Consider the following 19,963-nt stretch of genomic DNA (forward strand, 5'->3'; position numbering starts at 1 on the left):
TACCTTGAGCTCATATTATGCTGATTGTCACTTCAGCCCGATCTGGTGGGCGGAGAGCATGGCGGCGTAGACCATTTCTGGGGTGACGGAGAAAGGCATGTTGTGGATGGTTTCGCCTTCTGCGCAGGAGGCTTCTGCGACTTCCATGAGTTTGGCGTGGTCCAGTTCTTTGACGCCCATGTCGAACAGGTTGGTTGGGAGGCCGACGGAGCGGCAAAGGGTGAGGACTTCTTGGATTTCTTCCATTGGTGCATTTTCAAGAAGCAGCTGGGTCAATGTACCGAAAGCAACTTTCTCGCCATGATAGAGATGATGGCATTCTTCCAGTTTTGTCAGGCCATTGTGGATGGCGTGAGCAGCAGCCAGACCAGAGCTTTCGAAGCCGAGACCGGAAAGTAAGGTGTTGGCTTCAATGATGTTTTTCACTGCTGTTGAGGATACTCCGTTTTCTACTGCAACCTTGGCCTTGTAACCATCAGACAGCAGGGTTTCGTAGCAGAGCTTGGCGAGAGTTTGGGCGGCTTTGGTTGGGAGGCCGCCTGCCATGGTGGCTTTGCCGGAAAGACCGTTGGCGCGGGCCTCAAAGTAGGTGGATAACGCATCACCGATACCAGCGACCAGGAGGCGAACCGGAGCCCCTGCGATGATCTTTGTGTCCATGATGACCAGGTTCGGATTGGACGGGAACAACAGATATTCTGAGAACTCGCCTTCAGGAGTATAGATCACAGCAAGTGCAGAAGTTGGTGCATCAGTTGAGGCAATTGTTGGCACCACGACCACGGGAATTTTGTGATAAAAGCCAATAGCTTTGGCCGTATCGAGCGTTTTACCGCCACCGATACCGACGACCACATCGGAGCCTTCTGCCTTGAAGATCTCCATCAGACGATCAATTTCGGCGCGGGAACATTCACCGCCAAACTCTTCCATACGCTGCTCGATCCCAGCGTCCGCACAGCTCTTTTTGACAGTGTCTCCAACAAGGCCAGTCACGAAGCTGTCAGCGAGGATAGCTGCTTTTTGGCCCAGGGGTTTTATGTAGTCACCGATTTTGGCGATGGTGTCTTCGCCCTGAACGTATTTGCTCGGAGAAATGATGATCTGGTCCATGGTGTAATCTCACTGTTGGAGTTTGCCGCTTATCCCCGGACAGAGCGTACCGAAGCGGGTGTACAGGCACCCTGAAAGCGTCGTCATTCAGTGAAATACTAGGTGTCACTTTTTGGAGATACCATTCGGATAAATCCGTAAATAATCAAAAATATACATTATTTGTCATATTAAAATCTCATAATGTAATAATTCAATCAAATCCGTCATCAAGTATCGAATGCACAGTGGACTGCTGGATATGCCAAAACACCCGCTTGCCGAGGGGGCAAGCGGGCATGGTTATCCGACACTTATGAGATCAACTCAGGGAGGTTTGTCTGATCTGTTCTTTCAGTGCCGGCAGCAGTGAGGCGCTGGCTGAGAGCTTGGAGATACCTGCTTTGAGCAGCAACTCGGTGACCTGGGTGTCTCCTGCCATTTCACCACACATGCTCACGGGTATCCCCGCGCGTTTCCCCGCCTCGCAAGTCATGTGGATAGCCCTGAGCACTGCAGGCTGGGTATAGTCAACCAACTCAGAAACCTTAGGATTTCCGCGATCAGCAGCCATCACATACTGGGTCAGATCATTGGTACCGATGGAGAAGAAGTCTACCTCCGCTGCCAGGTTATCCGCATCCAGCACAGCAGAAGGCACCTCAATCATGATCCCAACGTTCATCGGTGCATTGCTATGTGAAAGCCCGAGCTCCTCACGCGCTTCCTCGACCAGTTCTTTGCAGTTTTTCAACTCAGAAACCGTTGAAATCATTGGGATCATCATCTGAATGTTGGGCTGTTCAGCGGCTGCGCGAATGAGTGCGCGAATTTGCGTTGAAAAGAGTTTTTTGTCCGCAAGGCACATTCGCACCCCGCGATGCCCCAGAAACGGGTTCTCTTCCGTCTCCATCGGGTAGCTTTCCAGTGGCTTATCCCCGCCAACATCAAGCGTGCGGATGGTGATCGGATACTCTCCAAAGGCAGCTGCAATGCGCTTGTACTCTTCGTACTGAGATTGCTCATCCGGCAACTCGGCGCGTGACTGAAACAGAAACTCCGTCCGCAACAGGCCGACGCCTTCTGCTCCAGCTGCAATTGCCTTCTCAGCGTCTTCAAAACTACCGATGTTGGCTTGTACCGGAAAATGAACACCATCGAGCGTGATGGCTGGTTCCATGGCCTTGGATGCGGCTTCTACCTGTTCTGCTTTCCATGCTTCATGCTGAGCAACCAGATCCGCTTCCACCGCTTCAGAAGGATCCGTCCAGAGCAGCCCTTCAAAGCCATCAAGCACGACCTGTTGACCATCTTCCAACAGATCAAACGCGCCAGCTGCACGAACAATTGCTGGGATGCCCATGGCTCTGGCGATGATCGCACTGTGAGAGGTTTTGCCGCCACCTGTCAGGCAGATGCCGAGTACGTGTTCTTTATCCAGCTTCGCTGTGTCAGTTGGCGTCAGATCCTCAGCAATCAGGATTGAGTTGGCAGGCACAGAGGCGCCCCCGCCTTCTGATCCGGTCAACTGAACCATGACCTGCCGCGTGATGTCCCAGATGTCGACAGCCCGTTGACGCATGTAGTTACTGTCAGCGGCTTCATACTGAGCCTTGAGCTCAAACATGACCGAGATCCAGGCCTGTTCGGCAATCGCATTTTCGTCCGCAATGTAACCACGCAGTTTCGGTTCCAGTTCTGGATCCATTAACATGGCAACATGAGCAGTGAAGATGCCGGACTGGTCTGCATCTTTCGCAGCCTTTGCGTTGCGTTGCATTTCGCTGGCGATGGAACCGATTGCTGCAAACAGGCGGTCACTTTCTTCATCGACACCAGCAAAGGCCCGATCCGGCACAGCTGGCATAACAGATTGGAAGAAGGTAACACGGCCAAAGGCAATGCCTTGCGACGCTGGAAGACCTGCGATCGCGCCTTCAACACTTTGCAATGGGGCAGGAGCTGGTTCCGCTTCCGCAACCACAGGCTCTGCGCTTACATCTTCACCAAACCCATTTTCAGCCAGGGCTTTGAAAGCCGCCAAAGCTTGTTCTGCCTGCCTGCCACTGGCAATAAATGTGATTTCATCATCGCGGCGCACGGAGAGCCCAGCAATGGCATTGAGGCTTTTGGCATTGGCCCGTTCTTCTGCTTTTTCAATTTGAAGAACAGCATCGAAACCAGCAAGCGCACCAACGATGGCAGCCGCAGGGCGCGCGTGTAGGCCGTGAGGATTAAGCACAGTCCAGCTGAACCGAAGCCCCTCTCCAACCGGGGCCTCAGGCACCGCAGTGACGACCACCTCTTCTTCAACACCCAGATGCTTTTTCTTGGCACTCAGCGCGCCAAGCGCTTCCTCTTTTACGGCAGCCAGTGGCAAACCAGAGCCAGCAGCAACAGCAGCAGCCATGGTGCCTTCCACAATGGGAGCAGCGCAGAGTTCGACGGAGGATGCAACTTCATCCCCCAGCAACTCCAGAGCCATCTCGGCACTCAGCAGTGCACTACCGAGGTCCATAAGAACCAAAACACCATCATCATCCATTACGGTTTCGATGGCGGTCATCACTTGAACGGGGTCTGTGCCGATTGGGTTGGCGGGATCATCAATCCCGCCCGCCACTGCAAGGGCACACTTGTTCTGTGTCATCTGCTGCGCCAGCTCAGCAACACCTTCTGCCAGCTTGGCGCTGTGAGACACAACGACGATGCCTACCACTTTGCTTAACTCCCAACGACAGCGCGGGAGAGCGCCTTGACCATGAACATGGTTGAGGTTGCGCCGGCATCCTGATGACCGATGGAACGTTCACCCAGATAGCTCGCACGCCCCTTCTTTGCCCGCATATCAACCGTGGAGGCAACGCCAGCATCTACTGCTGTTACCATGGAAGGCAAAGCAATCTCCAGGCTCTCTGCTGCTTTGGCCGCATCAAGCACAGGCCACCAGGCATCACACATGGTTTTATCGCCCGGCTCAGCCTTGCCACGTGCAACGATGCCAGCAACACCAGCCTCCAGCACAGCTGTCAGGTCTGCCAGATCCAGCTCATCCTTGCCTTTTGCGGCCGCTGCTGCACGAATGAAGAAGGTGCCATAGAGCGGACCGGAAGCCCCGCCAATGGAAGACATGAGTGTCATACCAGTGGTTTTGAGGATCATCTCAATGGACATGGCATCCATGGTCGGCAGCTTTTCCAGCACCTTCTCAAAACCGCGGTTCATGTTGATGCCATGGTCAGCATCACCAATGTCTGCATCAAGCTGCGTGAGGTAATCACGCTGTTCGGCAAACACCGCTGCACAGTCTTTAAGCCATTCCAGGAGTTGTTCTTTTTTTACTGTCATAGCCGTACTCCTTAAACTCCCCAGCACAAGGCTGGTGCATTGACCGGAACATCCCAAAGCTTTAGAGTTTCTTCATCAGCCTTCAGCAAGGTGATGGAGAAGCCTTCCATATCCAGCGCAGTGCAGTAGTTGCCGACAAGGTTGCGGGACAGCTTGTAGCCAGCTTTGTCAAAGCATTCTGCCATTTTGCCGTAAACGCCATACAGCTCGCCCTGAGTGGTGCCGCCAAGGCCATTCACCATTACGATGTATTGGTCACCCTGCTTGAACTCTTCTGTAGTGATGTCCTGCTCTTTCCATTCACCTGACTCACGGTCCCATGTACGAACGGTGCGGGTGTAAGCCGGTGTGTTGATGATCTCATCACACATCTGCTCAACCAGTGTGTTAAGGTCACTGTAAGAGCGGCGTTCGATACCCGGCTCGCCGTGAATACCGACACCAAACTCGATTTCATTATCTGCCAGTTCAAAAGATGGCTTGCCGTTGGCAGGGACAGTGCAGGCAGACAATGCGACACCAAAGGAACGAGCGCGATTGTTAAGGCGTAAGGTTAGTTCTTCACACTGAGCCAAATCATATCCAGCTTCAGCAGCAGCACCCACGATCTTTTCAATCAATACGGTGGCACCTACGCCACGGCGGCCTGCTGTGTAGAGGCTGTCTTTCACGGCCACATCATCATCAATGGTGATAGAGCCCACTGGGATGTCATCAAAATGAAGAAGCTCAACAGCGGATTCAAAATTGAGGACGTCGCCGGTGTAGTTCTTGATGAAGAACAGAACGCCCTTGCCGTTGTTTACCTCCTTACCGCATTCGTACATCTGGTCAGGTGTTGGAGAGGTGAACACTTCACCCGGGCAAGCGGCAGTCAGCATACCTTTGCCGATGTATCCAGCATGAAGGGGTTCGTGACCGCTGCCACCACCAGAAACAAGAGAGACTTTGTCTGTGTTGTCCTCCCGCCAGATATAACGCGGCTCCTCGGAGAACTTCAGTTCCGGTCGTGCTGCACGCATGCCAGCCAGCTGTTCAGCAACGACATCTTCAACGCGGTTGATCAGTTTCTTCATTGTTTTTGCTTAACTCCCGAGCAGCAAATCCGGACCTGATTATTCCGTTGGTTCAAAGAGCCTTCACGAACTTAAACTCTCTAACATTTCACCTTGTTGCTCAGGGGCCAGAAGGCATCTGATTGACGAAGGCGCATCCCATGCCAAGATTGTGCAAGTTCCGTGTTCTCTGAATACCTGCGGAATATCGTCCTCTTCATTTGGTAGGTTGAAATCTGACAGTGATCGGCATTGCACCGAGGGTGGTTTTCGCAGGCCAAGCAACCTGCGAAAACCGAAGAGTATTAGGCTTTTGCGACCTGAGGCAGAGCTGCAAACAGGTCTGCATATTCGCTGGATTTACGATAGAAAACAGGCGGCTCACCAAGCGGTGCATCCACGGTGACCCAGCCACCTTTGAACGCCTGCCCCGACCACGCATGCACCCAGTCATCTTCCGGCAGGTACAGCTTCCACACCGTCTCTTCCTTATTGTAGACCGGTGCAACCATCACATCGCGGCCCAGCAGGTATTGGAACTGAATATCGTAGGCCGTTTCATCCTGCTCATAATGCATGAACAGCGGGCGCATAACCGGAATGCCAGCCTTTGTGTTTTCCGCAATTTCCGCTTTTAGATAAGGCTTCATGCTAGCAAACACGCGGGACATCCGACCCAGATGGAAGAGCGTTTCATCATCAGTGTCGAACTGGTGGTTGTCACCCGGACGATTGCCTTCATGAGAGCGCATCATTGGTGTGAAGGCGCAGAAATCAATCCAACGCATCATCAGCTCTTTGGTACGCTTCATGCCATGCAAAGTGGTGTAACCACCCACATCCGAGTGGTGGATACCGTTGCCCATCAGGCCAGCCGACAGAGCACCCGGAATGACCGAGGCCAGACCATCTTCAAGGCACCAGTCCACGCATTGGTCACCCGCCCAAAGCACATGGCAGTACCGCTGGAAGCCTGTGCCACCTGCCCGCATGAAGAACAGGATGTCATCGGTCTTGCCGCATTCCTCAATGGCTTCGTGGTTGATCTTCGCCCAACGGCGTGGCCAGTCGTTATGCTCCAGCTCAGCTGAACGCCCATTAGACAGTGTGCAGTCGGTTGGCAGGTACTCACTGAAGTCAGCCATCCAACCATCAAGGCCAAAGCCGATCAGATTTTCCTTGATGACGCCCTTGTACCATTCGCAGGCCTCATCATTGGTGAAGTCCACCACACCGCAATAGAACTCGCCGAAATCAACCAGATAGTCACCACCATCAGCCTTGGTGGCCAGATAGCCTTTTTCCTTGGCGATTTTGTAAAGGGACTGACCTTCCAGCACATACGGATTGATGTAGCCGAGGAAACGGACACCGTCTTCTTTGAGTTCATGGATCTTGGTATCAAGGCCCGGATACAGCTCAGGGCTCCATTCCCAGTTCCAATGCAAGCGCTTGCCGAAGGACGTCATCTTGATGCCCTGCCAGTCCTGGTTCCAGACGCCCGCGACTTTGACGCCCGCCTTTCTGGCCCGCTCAATCTTCTCAAGAGTGATATCGGTGCCGCCCTGAATGCCCAAGATCACGCCATCCAGCACCCAATCCGGCAGTTCTGGCTGCGTGCCGAAAACATCGGAGATGTTGCCAACGAGCGCGGTGAAGCTGTCTTCCCGGTCAAACAGCAGATAGTCTGGGATGTTCCAGGCTTGCAGCTCATGGAAGTCATCATGGCGGAAGTCAAAATCCGCGTAGGCTGTTGTCTGCAAGTGGCAGAAGTACTTGTCGTTGGAGACGAAGGTCGGCTGCGGGTAGTTGGTGTTGTAGTAATCACCACCCGCTTTATCCTTTGTGTCTGCCAGCCATGTCACGTAGTTGTTCTTGTTGCGGCCAACGCCCGGCTCGGACGTCCAGAGCGGGAAGTTCTTGCCACGCAGATTGAAGTAGGTCAGCTGCTCGCCGCAACCGTAGACCTTCTCTTCCGGTGTTGCATGGACGCGCATCCAGAAACGGTTCACCTCATCTTTCAGGCTGTTGAAGTCCACTTTCAGGCGGCCTTCTTCCGTCTCATAGATGGTTAGCGTGAGATAGTCCTCACCCTCAGCCCCAAGTGTGATGCTTGTCTTGTCGCCTTCCTCGTCAATCCTGAAAGCACGCATTGGCAGGCGGGATTCGACATAGTCTTTGATGTCAAAGTTCCCACGATACATATCGAAGGTGCCTTGACCACTTCCCAGAAAGATTGCCGGTTTGTCCAAGCTGTGCGTAAAAACGGTGCGGTCTTTATGCAGAACAGTGAAGCCATTTTCTTGTTTAACAATGTTCATTTGAGTGCCTGCGGAGTTGGTGCGACACCGGCCTGTTCTGGCGGATCGGTCTGTCAGCACCGGGCTATCGAAAATCTGGAACGGATAGAAAAAGGGCGCGGAAGATATTGCCCGCGCCCCTCTTGTCTTACTTCAGAGAAGCTGCGTAGGACGCATCGATCTTAGCTTCACATGCTTTGATTTCGTTTTCAAAGCGCTCCAGCCAAGCCTTGCCGTCTGCATCGCTGTTTTCGATGAAGTAGTCGCGCACGCCAGCAGTTGCTGCCTTGAATGCTGCGCGGTCTTCTGTGGTTGGGGTGTAGATGGTGCCGCCTGCTTCACGGAACTCTTCAAACGCTGCGAACTCACGCCATTTTGGATAGGAGCGCAGGTACTGGTTCTGAGCTGCTACACCATCAATCACCACTTTACGCAGTTCTTCTGGCATGGAGTTGAACTTGGCGTTGTTCATCACCCAAACACCACCCATGTAAGCGTGACCATCCAGAGCGATGTACTTCAGGCTTTCCTGGAACTTCATCATGGTGATGTCCACGATGCCGTTCTTGGTGCCGTCAACAACACCGGTAGACAGGGCGGTGTAAACTTCCGGCCAAGAGATAGGAGTTGGCGCTGCACCGAGCTGCTTCACCAGTTCCTGCTGGATTGGAGCTGGCACGGTACGCAGTTTCAGGCCCTTCACGTCATCAGGATTTTTCACCTGCTTGTCAGTGGTCGCAATGTTGCGCCAGCCACCGGAGTTGGACACCATCATCAGGCGTAGAGTGTCATTGGTTCTGCCCAGAACGTTGCCGCGAACGTCTGCAAGGAACTCATCGTTGTCATAGACACACTCAGCAACACGGTCGTCGCGCAGCATGTATGGCAGGTCAAATGCGCTCACTGGAGACCAGTAGTTTGCCAGCTCCGGAATGGTGGTCTGGAAGTAATCGAACATACCGTTCTGCACGCCTGCCAGACACTCTTTTGCTGTGCCGCAAAGCTGACCGCCCGGGTAGATCTCGACTTCGATCGCGCCATTGGAGCGGGATTCTACAAAGTTTTTAAACACGAGCAGTGACTGGTGGTTGTAACCATCAAGGTTGGTTACGTGCGGAGCAGTCAGAGTGTAATCCGCTGCCTGTGCCCCCGCAGCCATGAAAACTGAGCTGAGCAATGCGATTGCTGTTTTCTTAAAGTTCATGTTTTCCTCCACATGAGTTTTAAAGTCTGCTGCCCCACTCCCGTTGCAGCACGTTGGTAAGGGTTGGTTCGCCTACATCACGCCCAGTAGTTTCGGGAAACCGATGACGAGCGCAGGGAAGAATGAAATCAGGAAGATGACCACAAATTCGATCGCCAGGAACGGCAGGATCGCTTTCGAGATCTTTTGCAACGGCACCCCGGAAACACTTGAGGCGACGAAGAGAACGAGACCCATTGGCGGTGTTGCCAGACCGATGGAAAGGTTGGCGCACATGACCACACCGAAGTGGACCGGATCGATACCTGCCTGTGTCATGATCGGCGCAAGAATTGGCGCGAAGATCAGGATTGCCGGACCTGCATCGAGGAACATGCCGACGATGAACAGGAAGACGTTGATGATGAAGAACAGCAGATAAGGATCACGGGTGATACCGAGGAAGAAGGAGGTGATGTCCTTCGCGATACCGGACAGAGAGATGGCTGACGCAAACCCGCTCGCCGCGGCCACGATGATCAGAATTGCCGCTGCATTGACAGCGATGCGCATGAACATCGGGAAGACGCTGGCAGGCTTGAGCACTTTCAGCACGACCACGGACAGGATCAGCGCGTAGAACACGGCCACAGCAGCAGCTTCAGTTGGTGTGAAGACGCCTGAGTAGATACCGCCCAGAATGATCACAGGTGTAAGCAACGGGAAGAAAGCCATGGAGAAGCTGTTCCAGCGCTCTTTGCGGCTGGCCCGTTCAAACTGCTCAACATCAGGATACTTCTTGATCTGCCAGCGGTTGATGATCATCAGGCCGATGCAGAAGATGACGCCAGGGACCACACCTGCGATAAACATCGCAGCCACGGAGGTGTTCATCACGAAAGCGTAGATGAGCATGATACCGCTTGGTGGGATGATGGTGCCCAGAACTGTTGCCGCTGCAGTCAGAGCCGCCGCATAGGTGCGGTCATATTTATAGCGCTCCATCTCAGGGATCAGCATGTTGCCAATCGCAGAGGTCGCCGCAACCGAAGACCCAGTCAACGCTGCAAACAGGGTGGAAGCCAAGATCACCACGTGACCGAGACCACCACGGAAGTGCTGCACCATGGTTTGTGAGAAGGTGATGATACGGGTGGTAATACCACCGTTCACCATGAACTCACCCGCCAGCATAAAGAATGGCAGCGCCAGCAGCAGGAAGTTGTCGAGACCAGCGTAAAGGCGCTGGTAAAGCATGTTGATGAAGAGAACCTTGTCGTCCTGGAACAGAGCAATCACAGGGGACAAACCAAGCGCGAAAAGCACCGGGGCACCAATCAACAAGAAGATCAAGAAATATAGAAGGAAGATCGGAGAGACCATACCTGCACACTCCCGTTAAGGTATTGGAGCCTAAGCGTTTTCGCTTTTGTTATTGGTGTTGAAATGGATGAACTGGTCCAGCTCACCTACCAGCTTCTGCAAAGCCGCAAGGCAGGTGATTGCCAGCAGCGCAGGCGGCGCGATGTAGATCACGTACATAGGGATCGGCAGACTATCTGCGGTGACAGAGCCCGTGCCAAAAAACACCCAGCCAAACTTGATCCAGACTGCGAACAGAACCAGTGCAATCACATGAATGATGGCTTTCAGTAGATGCCCGATGCGTGTTCCCTCCACTGCATCCAGCACAAACGTCATGGCGATGTTTTTGCCTGTCAGATAGATGACCGGCAGCGCCAGATACGTCATGTAAATCATCAGAAAGCGCGAGGCTTCATCCGTCCAGCTGATGGGACTGTTGAGGATGTAACGGAAGAAAACCTGCAGCAGCACAATTGAGGTCATGATGACCAGGAAAAATCCACCAACATACTCGCCTGCCCGGGCGATGGGATTGTTGATGGCGGCGAGGCCTTTTTCGATCGCCTTAAGCATGATGCTCTTTCCTTGCCTTAAGAGTTGCCCAAAGAGAGGAAAGAGCGCTCTGAAGCATGAGAGCCAAAGACAGCTTCAGAACGCTCTGGGTATCAGGTGAGTTCGATCACCTCAATACCGAGGCGCTTGGCAAGCGCGCGAAGAACCGGACGATGGTCGCCGTAAGTCAGAGCAGTGTGATGCTCCAGCCCTTCTGCGATCATCTTTTCCATGAAGTCTTTGACCGGTGTGTCCAGCTTTGCTGTGCCAGCAGTGCCAGAGAACGCCAATGGAGCACGTACCATTTCACCACCAGCCAGTATAAGGCGCAGCTTGCCATGCCCCTGGCTGAAGCGCGCCATCGTGATGCGCCCCGGCTTCAAAGCAAACTCGGAAAGCAATGGCAGCTTGCGGTTACTATGGATCGTTCCCTGCACTGGCTGGTCGCGGTCGGCCATATCAATTGGCGCCTGCCCGCAATGCCAGAACACAACCGTGTCATCTTCAACATTCACGTCAACAAGATCCGTGTTGAACACGCTATTGCCCGATGCGTGCTGCAATGTGAGAGATGTCACGACACCCATCATGTCAGCTTCACAGCCACTTGGGGTCCGGTCTTCATTCAGGAGCGCCAACGCACCACACGCGGCACATCCGTATTCGGTAAAGAAGTCTGGCCAGCAGCGCACTGCAACACCGGCATAATCTTTTTCTTCTGCTTCGGTGCGCAGCTTGGAATAAACCTTGAGTGTTTTGCAGGTGGCTTCCTGATCCAGCTCTGCCAGATTTGGAAAGTCCTTTGCACGCCGCTCATAAGATGCGTCCGTGACTTCATCCGGCAGTTCCTTCACCTGATCGATGAAGTCGATCACCGGAATACGATCAACACTGATGCCAAAGCGGTCTGCCAGTTCCTGCTCATTGAAGTTGCAAGCGTCAAACCCATCCGGATGCTCACCAACCAGTTTGAGCTTTGAGCCTTTGAGCTGGTTGACGATTGCGCCGGCACGCGCCAGCAAACGCATCTCTTCAATCGCTTTTGGACTATCGGCAGCTGCATGAACATAATCGAGACGGATGTTGCTGCGGCTTAGTGCGTGGGATGCCAGATTGACACCGCAGAATGAGTTGAGACGCAGGCGTCCACCTGTTCTTGCTTCCGGATAGGACCACATGACGAGCGGCGCATCGATGGCTTTGCCAAGCTCAACAGTCATGGTGGCGTCAGTAAAAGTCACCTGCAGCAGAAGAAGCATATCCAGCGGCTTTTCCTGAAGCTTTGGCATCACTTCTTTGACAGCGTCCGCATCAAACAGCAGCTTTGGTTCACCAACAAACTCAGCGTCCAGTGTCTGGAGGTTCTTCCAGGCTTGCGCAAGAATTTCTTCTGCATAGGGAACATCAAAGGTTGGACGACCGAGCGCGACGATGCCAATACGGGGTGTGTCGACGGACATTATTAACTCCCTACTGTATTTAGCCGAGAGTGACGTTTCCGCGTCTGAAACCTCTCTCCCCCAGGCCTTTTTATCGAGGGCTCCCCAGCCCTCTTATCTTGTAAAAACAGACTACTTTGAACCTTAGTGACTAACCATGAGTAATACCACATAAATGGTCATTATTTTTTCTTTTATGCTCATTTATTTGGTGATATTTGACATTTTTGTCCACTTTTCAACGTTCACTGTTATTTTTTGACACAAAGAACGATCATGTGCTTGGAACTGGAGTTTTCAGAGTAGGTCAGTGGAGAAAACAAGCAATGCGGTGATATGTCTGCGTTAAAATGCGCAGTTTTCTGCGCTTACGGAGGGTGCACACGGCATAATTGAGCGTTTTCTTACATACTCTTAAAACAAGAAGTGCCAGTCTGTGGGGCAGACTGGCACTTGGCTGCTCATCTCGGGAGGAGTTGCAGCATCGGGAATCACATTGGAAGGTTATCTAGGCTTTTCCATTGGACCCGAAGACACGAATCTTCTCTTTTACTTTCTGTTTCATGACTTCCTCACCGCGACCGAGTGAGTGCGCCAGATGAAACTCTTCAGGATCGTTCGCAAAGACTTCCTGCACACCCAGCGTAAAGGCCTGGCGGAGTTCAGTATCTACATTCACCTTTGCAACACCTAGCTCAACTGCCTTCTTAACTTGCTCATCCGGCACACCAGAACCACCATGAAGAACCAGTGGCTTCTTCACTTGCTCCTTGATTTCCTTGATACGCTCAAAGGCCAGCTTCGGTTCGCTTTTGTACACGCCATGCGCGGTACCGACAGAGATCGCCAGATAGTCCACACCGGTCTTTTCGACGAACTCCTGCGCCTCTTCCACTGTGGTGATCATGGCATCCGCTTCATCAACGGTGATGTCATCTTCAGTGCCGCCGATCTTACCGATCTCACCTTCGCAGCCAATGCCCAGAGCATGGGCAACATCAGCTACTGCTTTGGTTGTCTTGGTGTTTTCCTCGAAGGGAAAGCCAGAACCATCAAACATCACTGACTGAAAGCCTGCGCGAGTAGCTTCCATGGTCTGCTCAAACCGGCGACTGTGATCCAGGTGAATGCAGACAGGCACAGTGATGTCTCGCATGAACGTGTCGATCATGTCTTTCATCTGATAAAGGCCGAGCGTGTTGATCACTTTCTGACCAACCTGGATCATGATTGGAGCGCGTTCTTCTTCAGCTGCAGTCAAGATCGCACGAATGGACTCCGCGTTGTGAGCACTGAATGCGCCGATGGCGTATCCATTCTCCCAAGCGTGCTGGATCATTGTTTTTCCTGAAACGTAAGGCATTTGTTATGTCCTCGGGGTCATTCCACGTTCTGCTGGATGGCTCCTCATGCCAAACCCGAACCCGTGGCTGGCATTTTCGCTTTCCATTTATGGTTATGACTGTAAATTCTCACAGATATGATCAAATAACAACATTAATGATCATTTATATATCCAAATTTGCTCACACCCGTATTGCTACGTAGGGTATTTCGTTCAAATTGGTAGATTTTTGACTATCAACATCAGCCCGATGACCAAAAGCAGTCCGTGAATGATCTTGTGATAGTCGATTTTGTAAGTGTGCAGCAGATGATAGCCAAACATGCCAAGCGACATGCCGATGACGAATGCAGGCAGCGCTTTGACCACATGGCCTATCACCACATCGGTGAGCAGTCCCTGAAGCCAGAAGCCTGTGATCGCCCCAACCATCTGAAGCATAAAGAAGAAAACGAGAGTGGATTTGGCCTGATCTGCCGTCCATGGCTGCATGGAAGTGTAAGCGATCACCGGTGGTCCCGGCTCACCAACACTCGCGCCCAAAGCTCCTGAAAAGAAACCGGTTCCGACGGTGATTGATTTCGAAACTTCTTTGAACAAAGCCTCTCTGGAAAGGAACGAATAGATGCTTGAGGCAACAAGGACGACACCCATGGTGATCAGAATAGCTTCCGCAGGCAGCCGCTTGAGCAAGTCCGCCCCCAGATAAGACCCTGGCAAAGAGCCAAGAAATAGCAGTAAAGCTGGCTTCCATCTGACATGAGTACGCATTTTCCAAACGATCGGGAATGTCACCAACCAGCCGAAGATGCCAGCCACCGGAACAGCAGCTTTCACGTCAATAGCAAGGGACAGAAGGGGGACCGAAACAAGCGCCAGGCCGAAACCTGTGAGGCCCTGGGTAAAGCTACCCAGAGCTATGATCGCTGAAACGACGATGATTTCGAATGTCATTGTATTTCTCTGGCGCTCGACTGGCGCAGATGATTAGCGTGTGCTGAACCGATGGATCGTCTTTTGTTTATAGACATCTTCCGGGTCCAGCCGGATGCTGGGGAAGTGCGGCTTGTTCGGGCTATCCGGGAAGTGCTGTGTTTCCAGACATAACCCACCAAACGCCTCATATTTATAGCCGTTTCGCCCAAACCAGGGTTTGTTGGAGAGCTTGAAGCCGTTGTAGAACTGGATCGCAGGCTGCGTTGTTTCCACTTCCATCACACGGCCCGAGGCTGGGTCATACAACTCAGCCGCTTTCTTGTACTTACCTCGGCCCTCACCGTTCAGAACGAAGTTATGATCAATCCAGCGACCATCCAGCTTGTCCATGTTCTGACCGATGACAGCCCTCTCACGGAAATCCAACCCTGACCCTGCCACGCTTTTCACTTCCCCAGTCGGGATCATGTTCTCCGCAACAGGCGTGTAATGATCCGCAAACAGTTTCAGCTCATGGTCTTCGACTGAGCCTTTGTCGTGTCCCGCCAGATTGTAATAGCTGTGGTTCACCAGATTAAGGATGGTTGGCTTGCTGGTATGCGCACAGAAGTTGAAGTGCAGTTGGTTCGCATCATCTAGAGCGATGGTGTGAGTGACACTCAACGTCCCCGGATAGCCAGATTCCCCATCTGACGACACCCGGTGCAGGTGCACACGAACAACATCCGCTTTTTCTTCAATGTCATAGCCCCAGACATACTTGTCGAAACCCTTGCTGCCGCCATGCAGATGCTGCACGGTTGGTGGCTCATTGGTTTCCAGCAGATACGCCACACCATCCAACGTAAATTTGCCATCCTGAATACGGTTTGCGCACCGTCCGGCAATCGCCCCAAAGAACGGATGCCCTGCCAGATACTTCTCCAGGGACTCGTATCCTAGCACCACATCATCCTTGTTGCCGTTGCGATCAGGAACGATCAGCGATGTAACGATGCAGCCATAATTGGTGAGTGAAACCTGAAGATCATTCTTGTTGGTGAGCGTGATCAGATCTGCGGTTTTGCCGTTCACTTGACCAAATGGAACCACAGTGACTTCCATTGGAACCTCCCGATTTTACTTTGCTTTGGTTTCAAGCCCTGAAAGCGCGCGCAACTGTTCCAGAACGGCGGACCAGTCCTGACGCCCCCGCCCTGCACTGCGTGCGATATTGTAAGTTTCGCGGGAAGCTGCCCCCATTGGCATCGGCACCCCCACCTGATTGGCAAGATCAAGCGCAATGCCCAAATCCTTATGCGCATGGTCAATCATGAACGCCGGGCTCAGATCGCCAGCCAGCACTTTATTTGGCCACGTGGTGGTGAAGTGCCCTTTGCCCGCTGGCGTCCCACTCATGACAGACATGGCCGCATCAAACTCGAGCCCAATGGCTTCTGACAGAGCAACAGCCTCTGCCGACAGTGTGTTGAGCGCAATGCTCATGTAATTGTTAATGATCTTGACGCGAATGCCCTTGCCCGGGCCACCCGCATCCACCGTGTCAGATCCCATCAGATCAAAGAGCGGCTGCGCTTTTGCAATCTGCTCTTTCGTACCACCCGCTAGAACCAGCAGAGTACCAGCAATCGCATGGTCAGAAGTTCGGCCAACCGGCGCTTCCATCATGGAAAAACCTAGCTTCGCCATATCAGCAATCATCGCATCCGTTTCCAGCGGATGCACCGTGGACATATCAATCACCAGCGCATCTTTGGATAACGTTGTCGCAACACCATTTTCACCAAACAGAGTTTCACAAACCAACGCCCCGTTTGGCAGCATGGTCACGACAAAATCCGCAGTATCTGCAGCCTCTGCCGGACTGCTCGCAGCAACGGCGCCATTGGCAACCATGGAGGCAATAGCCTCGGGGCTGACATCATAAACCCGCAGCGCATGACCACCTTTGGCCAAGTTCGTCGCCATAGGTTGTCCCATTTGGCCCAACCCGATAAATCCAACTGTTGCCATGTCTGTGCCTCGTCATGGTTAGAACTGTCATTGTGTCCATTTAGTACTGAAGATGCGCAAATTACAACACATTGTGATTGTTTTTGTCCTTTTTTGGTGATAAATTTGTACATGCATGAGTACTAACACGCAATATCTGGTTTATATTCGCTGTAATTGATCAGAATCTGCGTATAATAACGGAGAGATAAATGGTCATTGCGTGCGTTGGCATCACAGTTCTGGATCGCGTTTTCAGGGTCGAGCAGTTGCCCACCACCGGAGGTAAGTTTGTCGCTTCGGATTACTTTGAGATTGGGGGAGGCCCGGCAGCGACCGCCGCTGTGGCCGTAAGTAAACTTGGGTATCCGGTTGATTTCATAGGCCGTGCTGGCACTGATGACGTCGCTACCACCATGATCAAGGAGTTAGCTGGTTACAATGTAAACACTCAGCATCTCCACCAGATTGCCGGTGCCAGCTCATCCTTTTCAGCTGTTTTGGTGGATGATCACGGTGAGCGAATGATCATAAATTACCAAGGCGACCAACTCTCTCCTAAAACCAGATGGCTCGAAAAAGTTGATTTTGCGCGCTACGACGCTCTTCTGGCAGACGTCCGTTGGCATCAAGGCGCTCTCTTTGCCCTTAAGGAAGCTAAGAAAGCGGGGGTTCCTACAGTCCTTGATGGGGACGTAACCCCCCAAGATATAACGGATTTAGTAGAACTGGCCGATCATGTTGCCTTCTCAGAGCCAGGTCTGGCGAAATTCTCACAGGTTGATGATCCTGTGGCAGGGTTGCGCATTGCGCAAACGAAAACAAACGCTAAACTCTATGTCACAGTTGGTTCTGAAGGATGTTTCTGGCTGGAGGGAGACGAGATCTGCCACCAGACTGGCTTCAAAGTGGATGTGAAAGACACCACAGGTGCAGGAGATGTGTTCCACGGTGCCTTTGCCGTTGCAATTGCTGAGAAAATGGCGCCTAGAGAGGCCGTTACATTCTCCAGTGCAGTGGCCGCGCTCAAATGCACACGTCTTGGTGGACGGGATGGAATCCCGGATCGCGCCAGTGTTGAGGCATTCCTGAAGGCTGATACCTGAAAAAATGCTCCGGTAAGCCTGCCAGAGCTTTCGTTTTGACAGAATGATCAGCTGTCCTATACGCATTTTGTTGTTTTCTGATCAGAGATTTTGAGGCCTCTATGGTTGATACGGTCATCATTGGAAACCCGCGCCACGAGCGACTGGTGAATTACGTCAATGAAAAAGGCTATGCCAGCGTTGAAGAGCTTGCCAGCGCACTGGACGTATCAGCTCAGACAATCCGTCGAGATATCAAGCGACTAGCGGCTCAAAAACTGCTCATTCGGCACCATGGTGGCGCTGGCAGATGTTCCAGCGTCGTCAACCTGGATTATGAAGTCAGACAGGTTTCCGAAACCGAAGAAAAAGAAGCGATTGCCGAAGCAATCGCAAGTTCGATTTCTGACAACAGCACCGTCTTTGTTTCGATCGGCTCCACAACAGAGATCATCGCCAACCACCTACTCAAGCGCAGTGGCCTGCGTGTGATCACCAACAGCCTGCGTGTTGCCAACGTGCTTTACAGCAAACCTGATTTTGATGTGATGGTTCCCGGCGGCAAACTGCGCAGCAACAACAGCGGCATCATCGGCACAACAGCGCTGGAGTTCGTGAAGAAATTCCGCGTCGACTACTTGATCACCAGCCTCGGCTCTATCGATACGGACGGCACAATGCTGGACTATGATTTCAACGAGGTTGCCATTGTCCAAGCCGTCATGAGCACCGCCCGCAACACCTTCATTGCGGCCGACGCCACCAAATTCTCCACCTCCGCCGCCGTAGAACTCGGCAACATAAAAGACGTCACCGCCCTCTTCACCGACAAAGAACCACCCACCGACCTAGTAAAAATTCTGAATAGCAACAACGTTCAGCTGAATGTGGTGATGTAAGGCAGGCGGGCTTTGCATGAGAGCTCCATTCTCAGTTAGATGCTGCACATCTGCTATTTTCGCAGGTGCTTGCCCTGCAAAAGCACGCAGTCCCGTTTATCATCTCCGCCCGCATCCTTGGACCACTGGCGTGGATCACACCCTTTCTCAGCGGCGCCAGTAACATCCCCGCCTCACGCTTTCTGCCAGCAACAACAATAGGCGTCCTCCTCGGCGTAGGCCAATTCTGCCTCTACGGCGCCCTGGGCACCAAAGGCCTCGAAGCCCTGCACCCTTACTGGCAACCAGTCACCACCTTCCTCCAAACCCACTACAAACTCCTCCTCCTCCCAGCCACCATAGCCCCAACCGCCTACCTGACCTTCCGATACACACAGCTCCTCCTCACAGACAAACTGCTGCTGATAACCATCATCTCAGGAAGCATCTTCCTCACGGCGAACATGATCTGACTTCACGGGCTTAAAGAGATGTGGAAGGGTAGTTCGGTACTTGCATCTGGCAACAGTCGGATATTGAAGCAGAGCTGTTCATCAAATCAGTTTCCACCAGCTAGCGGCTACTCAAACAGCAAGATCACTCGGATTTTCGAGCTAACGGGAATAACTCCAAAAGAACAGAAGCGTGGACGCCTCCGCTTATAAGAGGAATAAGTTGTCAGACCACCGCGTTTGAACCTACCTCAGGCACGCTCGCCAACTCAGTAACGGCATTCATTCTGCTCAAGAGATACTCCCTCTGTATCCCCGAGGAAGAACAAGAGGCCATTTCTCAGTTGTCTTTACTGCCCGGGGATATCTGATAGCAGCACTGTATGCCCACTACCCTGTCTTGCGGTTTCTTCCTCTGAGCTATCGCCGTTGCCACCAAGCCCCAGCATCCGCCAAAAGTATCTTAGCAGCACTCATATTCGACTTAGCAACGCAATTGGCACGCAAATCTTTCAAACGAACGCACATAGCAACGCAAAGCATCCCTGGCCCTTAGTTGAACGGCCATTTTCATCAGGAATGGCAGTACTTTTAGTTCTTAGATATCAACCGAAGGGAACTAGATCTGCGTTAGCAGCTCATTGCAATCATCGCAGGTCTCTCGGAAGGGAGACAACATTCGAGAACTGAAGCGATTGGCAGTTCTAAGAGGGATATTCGGGCTTATTCCGCCCCCTCTCTTCGCCTGTCCCTAGACGCCAAAAGCCCCCGTGCTGTGTGCATCGGGGGCTTTTGTGTGATCTGGTGTTCTGTGTGTTTTGAGGAGATTTTTGTGTGTCTTATTCATGCCCGGCGGCGCCCTACTCTCCCGCGTCTTAAGACGAAGTACCATTGGCGCAGGGGCGTTTCACTTCCGAGTTCGGGATGGGATCGGGTGGGGG

General features: G+C 52.6%; 16 protein-coding genes and 1 rRNA gene. 3 read left to right on the forward strand and 14 right to left on the reverse strand.

Annotated elements, in window-relative coordinates:
- Window positions 1-27: 27 nt before the first annotated feature.
- From AC3CB2_RS08365 to yihU, 13 genes are all read right to left on the reverse strand, one after another.
- Entirely contained in the window at window positions 28-1,113 is a 1,086-nt protein-coding gene (locus tag AC3CB2_RS08365; RefSeq protein ID WP_352929248.1) for a glycerol dehydrogenase, read from the reverse strand.
- A 301-nt stretch (window positions 1,114-1,414) separates the two neighbouring features.
- On the reverse strand, window positions 1,415-3,811 hold the full coding sequence (ptsP, locus tag AC3CB2_RS08370) for a phosphoenolpyruvate--protein phosphotransferase (RefSeq protein ID WP_352929246.1): 2,397 nt from the start codon (window positions 3,809-3,811) through the stop codon (window positions 1,415-1,417).
- A gap of 5 nt (window positions 3,812-3,816) precedes the next feature.
- The gene (dhaL, locus tag AC3CB2_RS08375) at window positions 3,817-4,440 is read right to left on the reverse strand and encodes a dihydroxyacetone kinase subunit DhaL (RefSeq protein ID WP_352929244.1); all 624 of its coding nucleotides are present in this window, start codon (window positions 4,438-4,440) and stop codon (window positions 3,817-3,819) included.
- 11 nt (window positions 4,441-4,451) lie between these two features.
- A complete protein-coding gene (gene dhaK / locus AC3CB2_RS08380; RefSeq protein WP_352929242.1) occupies window positions 4,452-5,516 on the reverse strand; it encodes a dihydroxyacetone kinase subunit DhaK in 1,065 nt (354 codons plus the stop codon).
- 284 nt (window positions 5,517-5,800) lie between these two features.
- Window positions 5,801-7,816, reverse strand: coding sequence for an alpha-glucosidase (locus AC3CB2_RS08385; RefSeq protein WP_352929240.1), 2,016 nt, complete (start codon window positions 7,814-7,816; stop codon window positions 5,801-5,803).
- A gap of 127 nt (window positions 7,817-7,943) precedes the next feature.
- Window positions 7,944-8,999 (reverse strand): TRAP transporter substrate-binding protein, encoded by a 1,056-nt coding sequence (locus AC3CB2_RS08390; protein ID WP_008547109.1) that lies wholly within the window; start codon window positions 8,997-8,999, stop codon window positions 7,944-7,946.
- Window positions 9,000-9,071: 72 nt separating this feature from the next.
- Window positions 9,072-10,361, reverse strand: coding sequence for a TRAP transporter large permease (locus AC3CB2_RS08395; protein WP_352929237.1), 1,290 nt, complete (start codon window positions 10,359-10,361; stop codon window positions 9,072-9,074).
- Between the two features lie 30 nt (window positions 10,362-10,391).
- On the reverse strand, window positions 10,392-10,916 hold the full coding sequence (locus tag AC3CB2_RS08400) for a TRAP transporter small permease (RefSeq protein WP_352929235.1): 525 nt from the start codon (window positions 10,914-10,916) through the stop codon (window positions 10,392-10,394).
- A gap of 92 nt (window positions 10,917-11,008) precedes the next feature.
- Complete coding sequence (locus AC3CB2_RS08405; protein ID WP_352929232.1) at window positions 11,009-12,355, reverse strand: L-fucose/L-arabinose isomerase family protein; 1,347 nt, start codon at window positions 12,353-12,355, stop codon at window positions 11,009-11,011.
- 487 nt (window positions 12,356-12,842) lie between these two features.
- Window positions 12,843-13,697 (reverse strand): class II fructose-bisphosphate aldolase, encoded by an 855-nt coding sequence (locus AC3CB2_RS08410; RefSeq protein ID WP_352929229.1) that lies wholly within the window; start codon window positions 13,695-13,697, stop codon window positions 12,843-12,845.
- Between the two features lie 195 nt (window positions 13,698-13,892).
- Window positions 13,893-14,633, reverse strand: coding sequence for a sulfite exporter TauE/SafE family protein (locus tag AC3CB2_RS08415; RefSeq protein ID WP_352929226.1), 741 nt, complete (start codon window positions 14,631-14,633; stop codon window positions 13,893-13,895).
- A gap of 33 nt (window positions 14,634-14,666) precedes the next feature.
- The gene (locus AC3CB2_RS08420; protein ID WP_352929224.1) at window positions 14,667-15,719 is read right to left on the reverse strand and encodes an aldose epimerase family protein; all 1,053 of its coding nucleotides are present in this window, start codon (window positions 15,717-15,719) and stop codon (window positions 14,667-14,669) included.
- Between the two features lie 15 nt (window positions 15,720-15,734).
- Entirely contained in the window at window positions 15,735-16,628 is an 894-nt protein-coding gene (gene yihU, locus AC3CB2_RS08425; RefSeq protein ID WP_352929221.1) for a sulfolactaldehyde 3-reductase, read from the reverse strand.
- Window positions 16,629-16,819: 191 nt separating this feature from the next.
- Between yihU and AC3CB2_RS08430 the strand changes: the two genes are divergently transcribed.
- The 3 genes from AC3CB2_RS08430 to AC3CB2_RS08440 all read left to right on the forward strand — a co-directional run bounded on the left by AC3CB2_RS08430 (window position 16,820) and on the right by AC3CB2_RS08440 (window position 19,043).
- Window positions 16,820-17,713 carry a sugar kinase gene (locus AC3CB2_RS08430; protein WP_352929218.1) on the forward strand — a complete coding sequence of 298 codons (894 nt, stop codon included), beginning with the start codon at window positions 16,820-16,822 and terminating at the stop codon, window positions 17,711-17,713.
- Window positions 17,714-17,814: 101 nt separating this feature from the next.
- Complete coding sequence (locus tag AC3CB2_RS08435; protein ID WP_008547099.1) at window positions 17,815-18,591, forward strand: DeoR/GlpR family DNA-binding transcription regulator; 777 nt, start codon at window positions 17,815-17,817, stop codon at window positions 18,589-18,591.
- A 65-nt stretch (window positions 18,592-18,656) separates the two neighbouring features.
- On the forward strand, window positions 18,657-19,043 hold the full coding sequence (locus AC3CB2_RS08440; protein ID WP_352929215.1) for a hypothetical protein: 387 nt from the start codon (window positions 18,657-18,659) through the stop codon (window positions 19,041-19,043).
- Between the two features lie 826 nt (window positions 19,044-19,869).
- Here AC3CB2_RS08440 and rrf read toward each other — a convergent pair.
- Window positions 19,870-19,963: ribosomal RNA gene (rrf, locus tag AC3CB2_RS08445) — 5S ribosomal RNA — on the reverse strand; the annotation flags it as partial.

The sequence above is a fragment of the Pseudovibrio sp. SCP20 genome (assembly GCF_057774105.1).

Bases quoted from the DNA above. Each gene is read 5' to 3' on its own strand.
- AC3CB2_RS08365 (WP_352929248.1), bottom strand. From the start codon at position 1,113: ATGGACCAGATCATCATTTCTCCGAGCAAATACGTTCAGGGCGAAGAC.
- dhaL (WP_352929244.1), bottom strand. From the start codon at position 4,440: ATGACAGTAAAAAAAGAACAACTCCTGGAATGGCTTAAAGACTGTGCA.
- dhaK (WP_352929242.1), bottom strand. From the start codon at position 5,516: ATGAAGAAACTGATCAACCGCGTTGAAGATGTCGTTGCTGAACAGCTG.
- AC3CB2_RS08385 (WP_352929240.1), bottom strand. From the start codon at position 7,816: ATGAACATTGTTAAACAAGAAAATGGCTTCACTGTTCTGCATAAAGAC.
- AC3CB2_RS08390 (WP_008547109.1), bottom strand. From the start codon at position 8,999: ATGAACTTTAAGAAAACAGCAATCGCATTGCTCAGCTCAGTTTTCATG.
- AC3CB2_RS08395 (WP_352929237.1), bottom strand. From the start codon at position 10,361: ATGGTCTCTCCGATCTTCCTTCTATATTTCTTGATCTTCTTGTTGATT.
- AC3CB2_RS08400 (WP_352929235.1), bottom strand. From the start codon at position 10,916: ATGCTTAAGGCGATCGAAAAAGGCCTCGCCGCCATCAACAATCCCATC.
- AC3CB2_RS08405 (WP_352929232.1), bottom strand. From the start codon at position 12,355: ATGTCCGTCGACACACCCCGTATTGGCATCGTCGCGCTCGGTCGTCCA.
- AC3CB2_RS08410 (WP_352929229.1), bottom strand. From the start codon at position 13,697: ATGCCTTACGTTTCAGGAAAAACAATGATCCAGCACGCTTGGGAGAAT.
- AC3CB2_RS08415 (WP_352929226.1), bottom strand. From the start codon at position 14,633: ATGACATTCGAAATCATCGTCGTTTCAGCGATCATAGCTCTGGGTAGC.
- AC3CB2_RS08420 (WP_352929224.1), bottom strand. From the start codon at position 15,719: ATGGAAGTCACTGTGGTTCCATTTGGTCAAGTGAACGGCAAAACCGCA.
- yihU (WP_352929221.1), bottom strand. From the start codon at position 16,628: ATGGCAACAGTTGGATTTATCGGGTTGGGCCAAATGGGACAACCTATG.
- AC3CB2_RS08430 (WP_352929218.1), top strand. From the start codon at position 16,820: ATGGTCATTGCGTGCGTTGGCATCACAGTTCTGGATCGCGTTTTCAGG.
- AC3CB2_RS08435 (WP_008547099.1), top strand. From the start codon at position 17,815: ATGGTTGATACGGTCATCATTGGAAACCCGCGCCACGAGCGACTGGTG.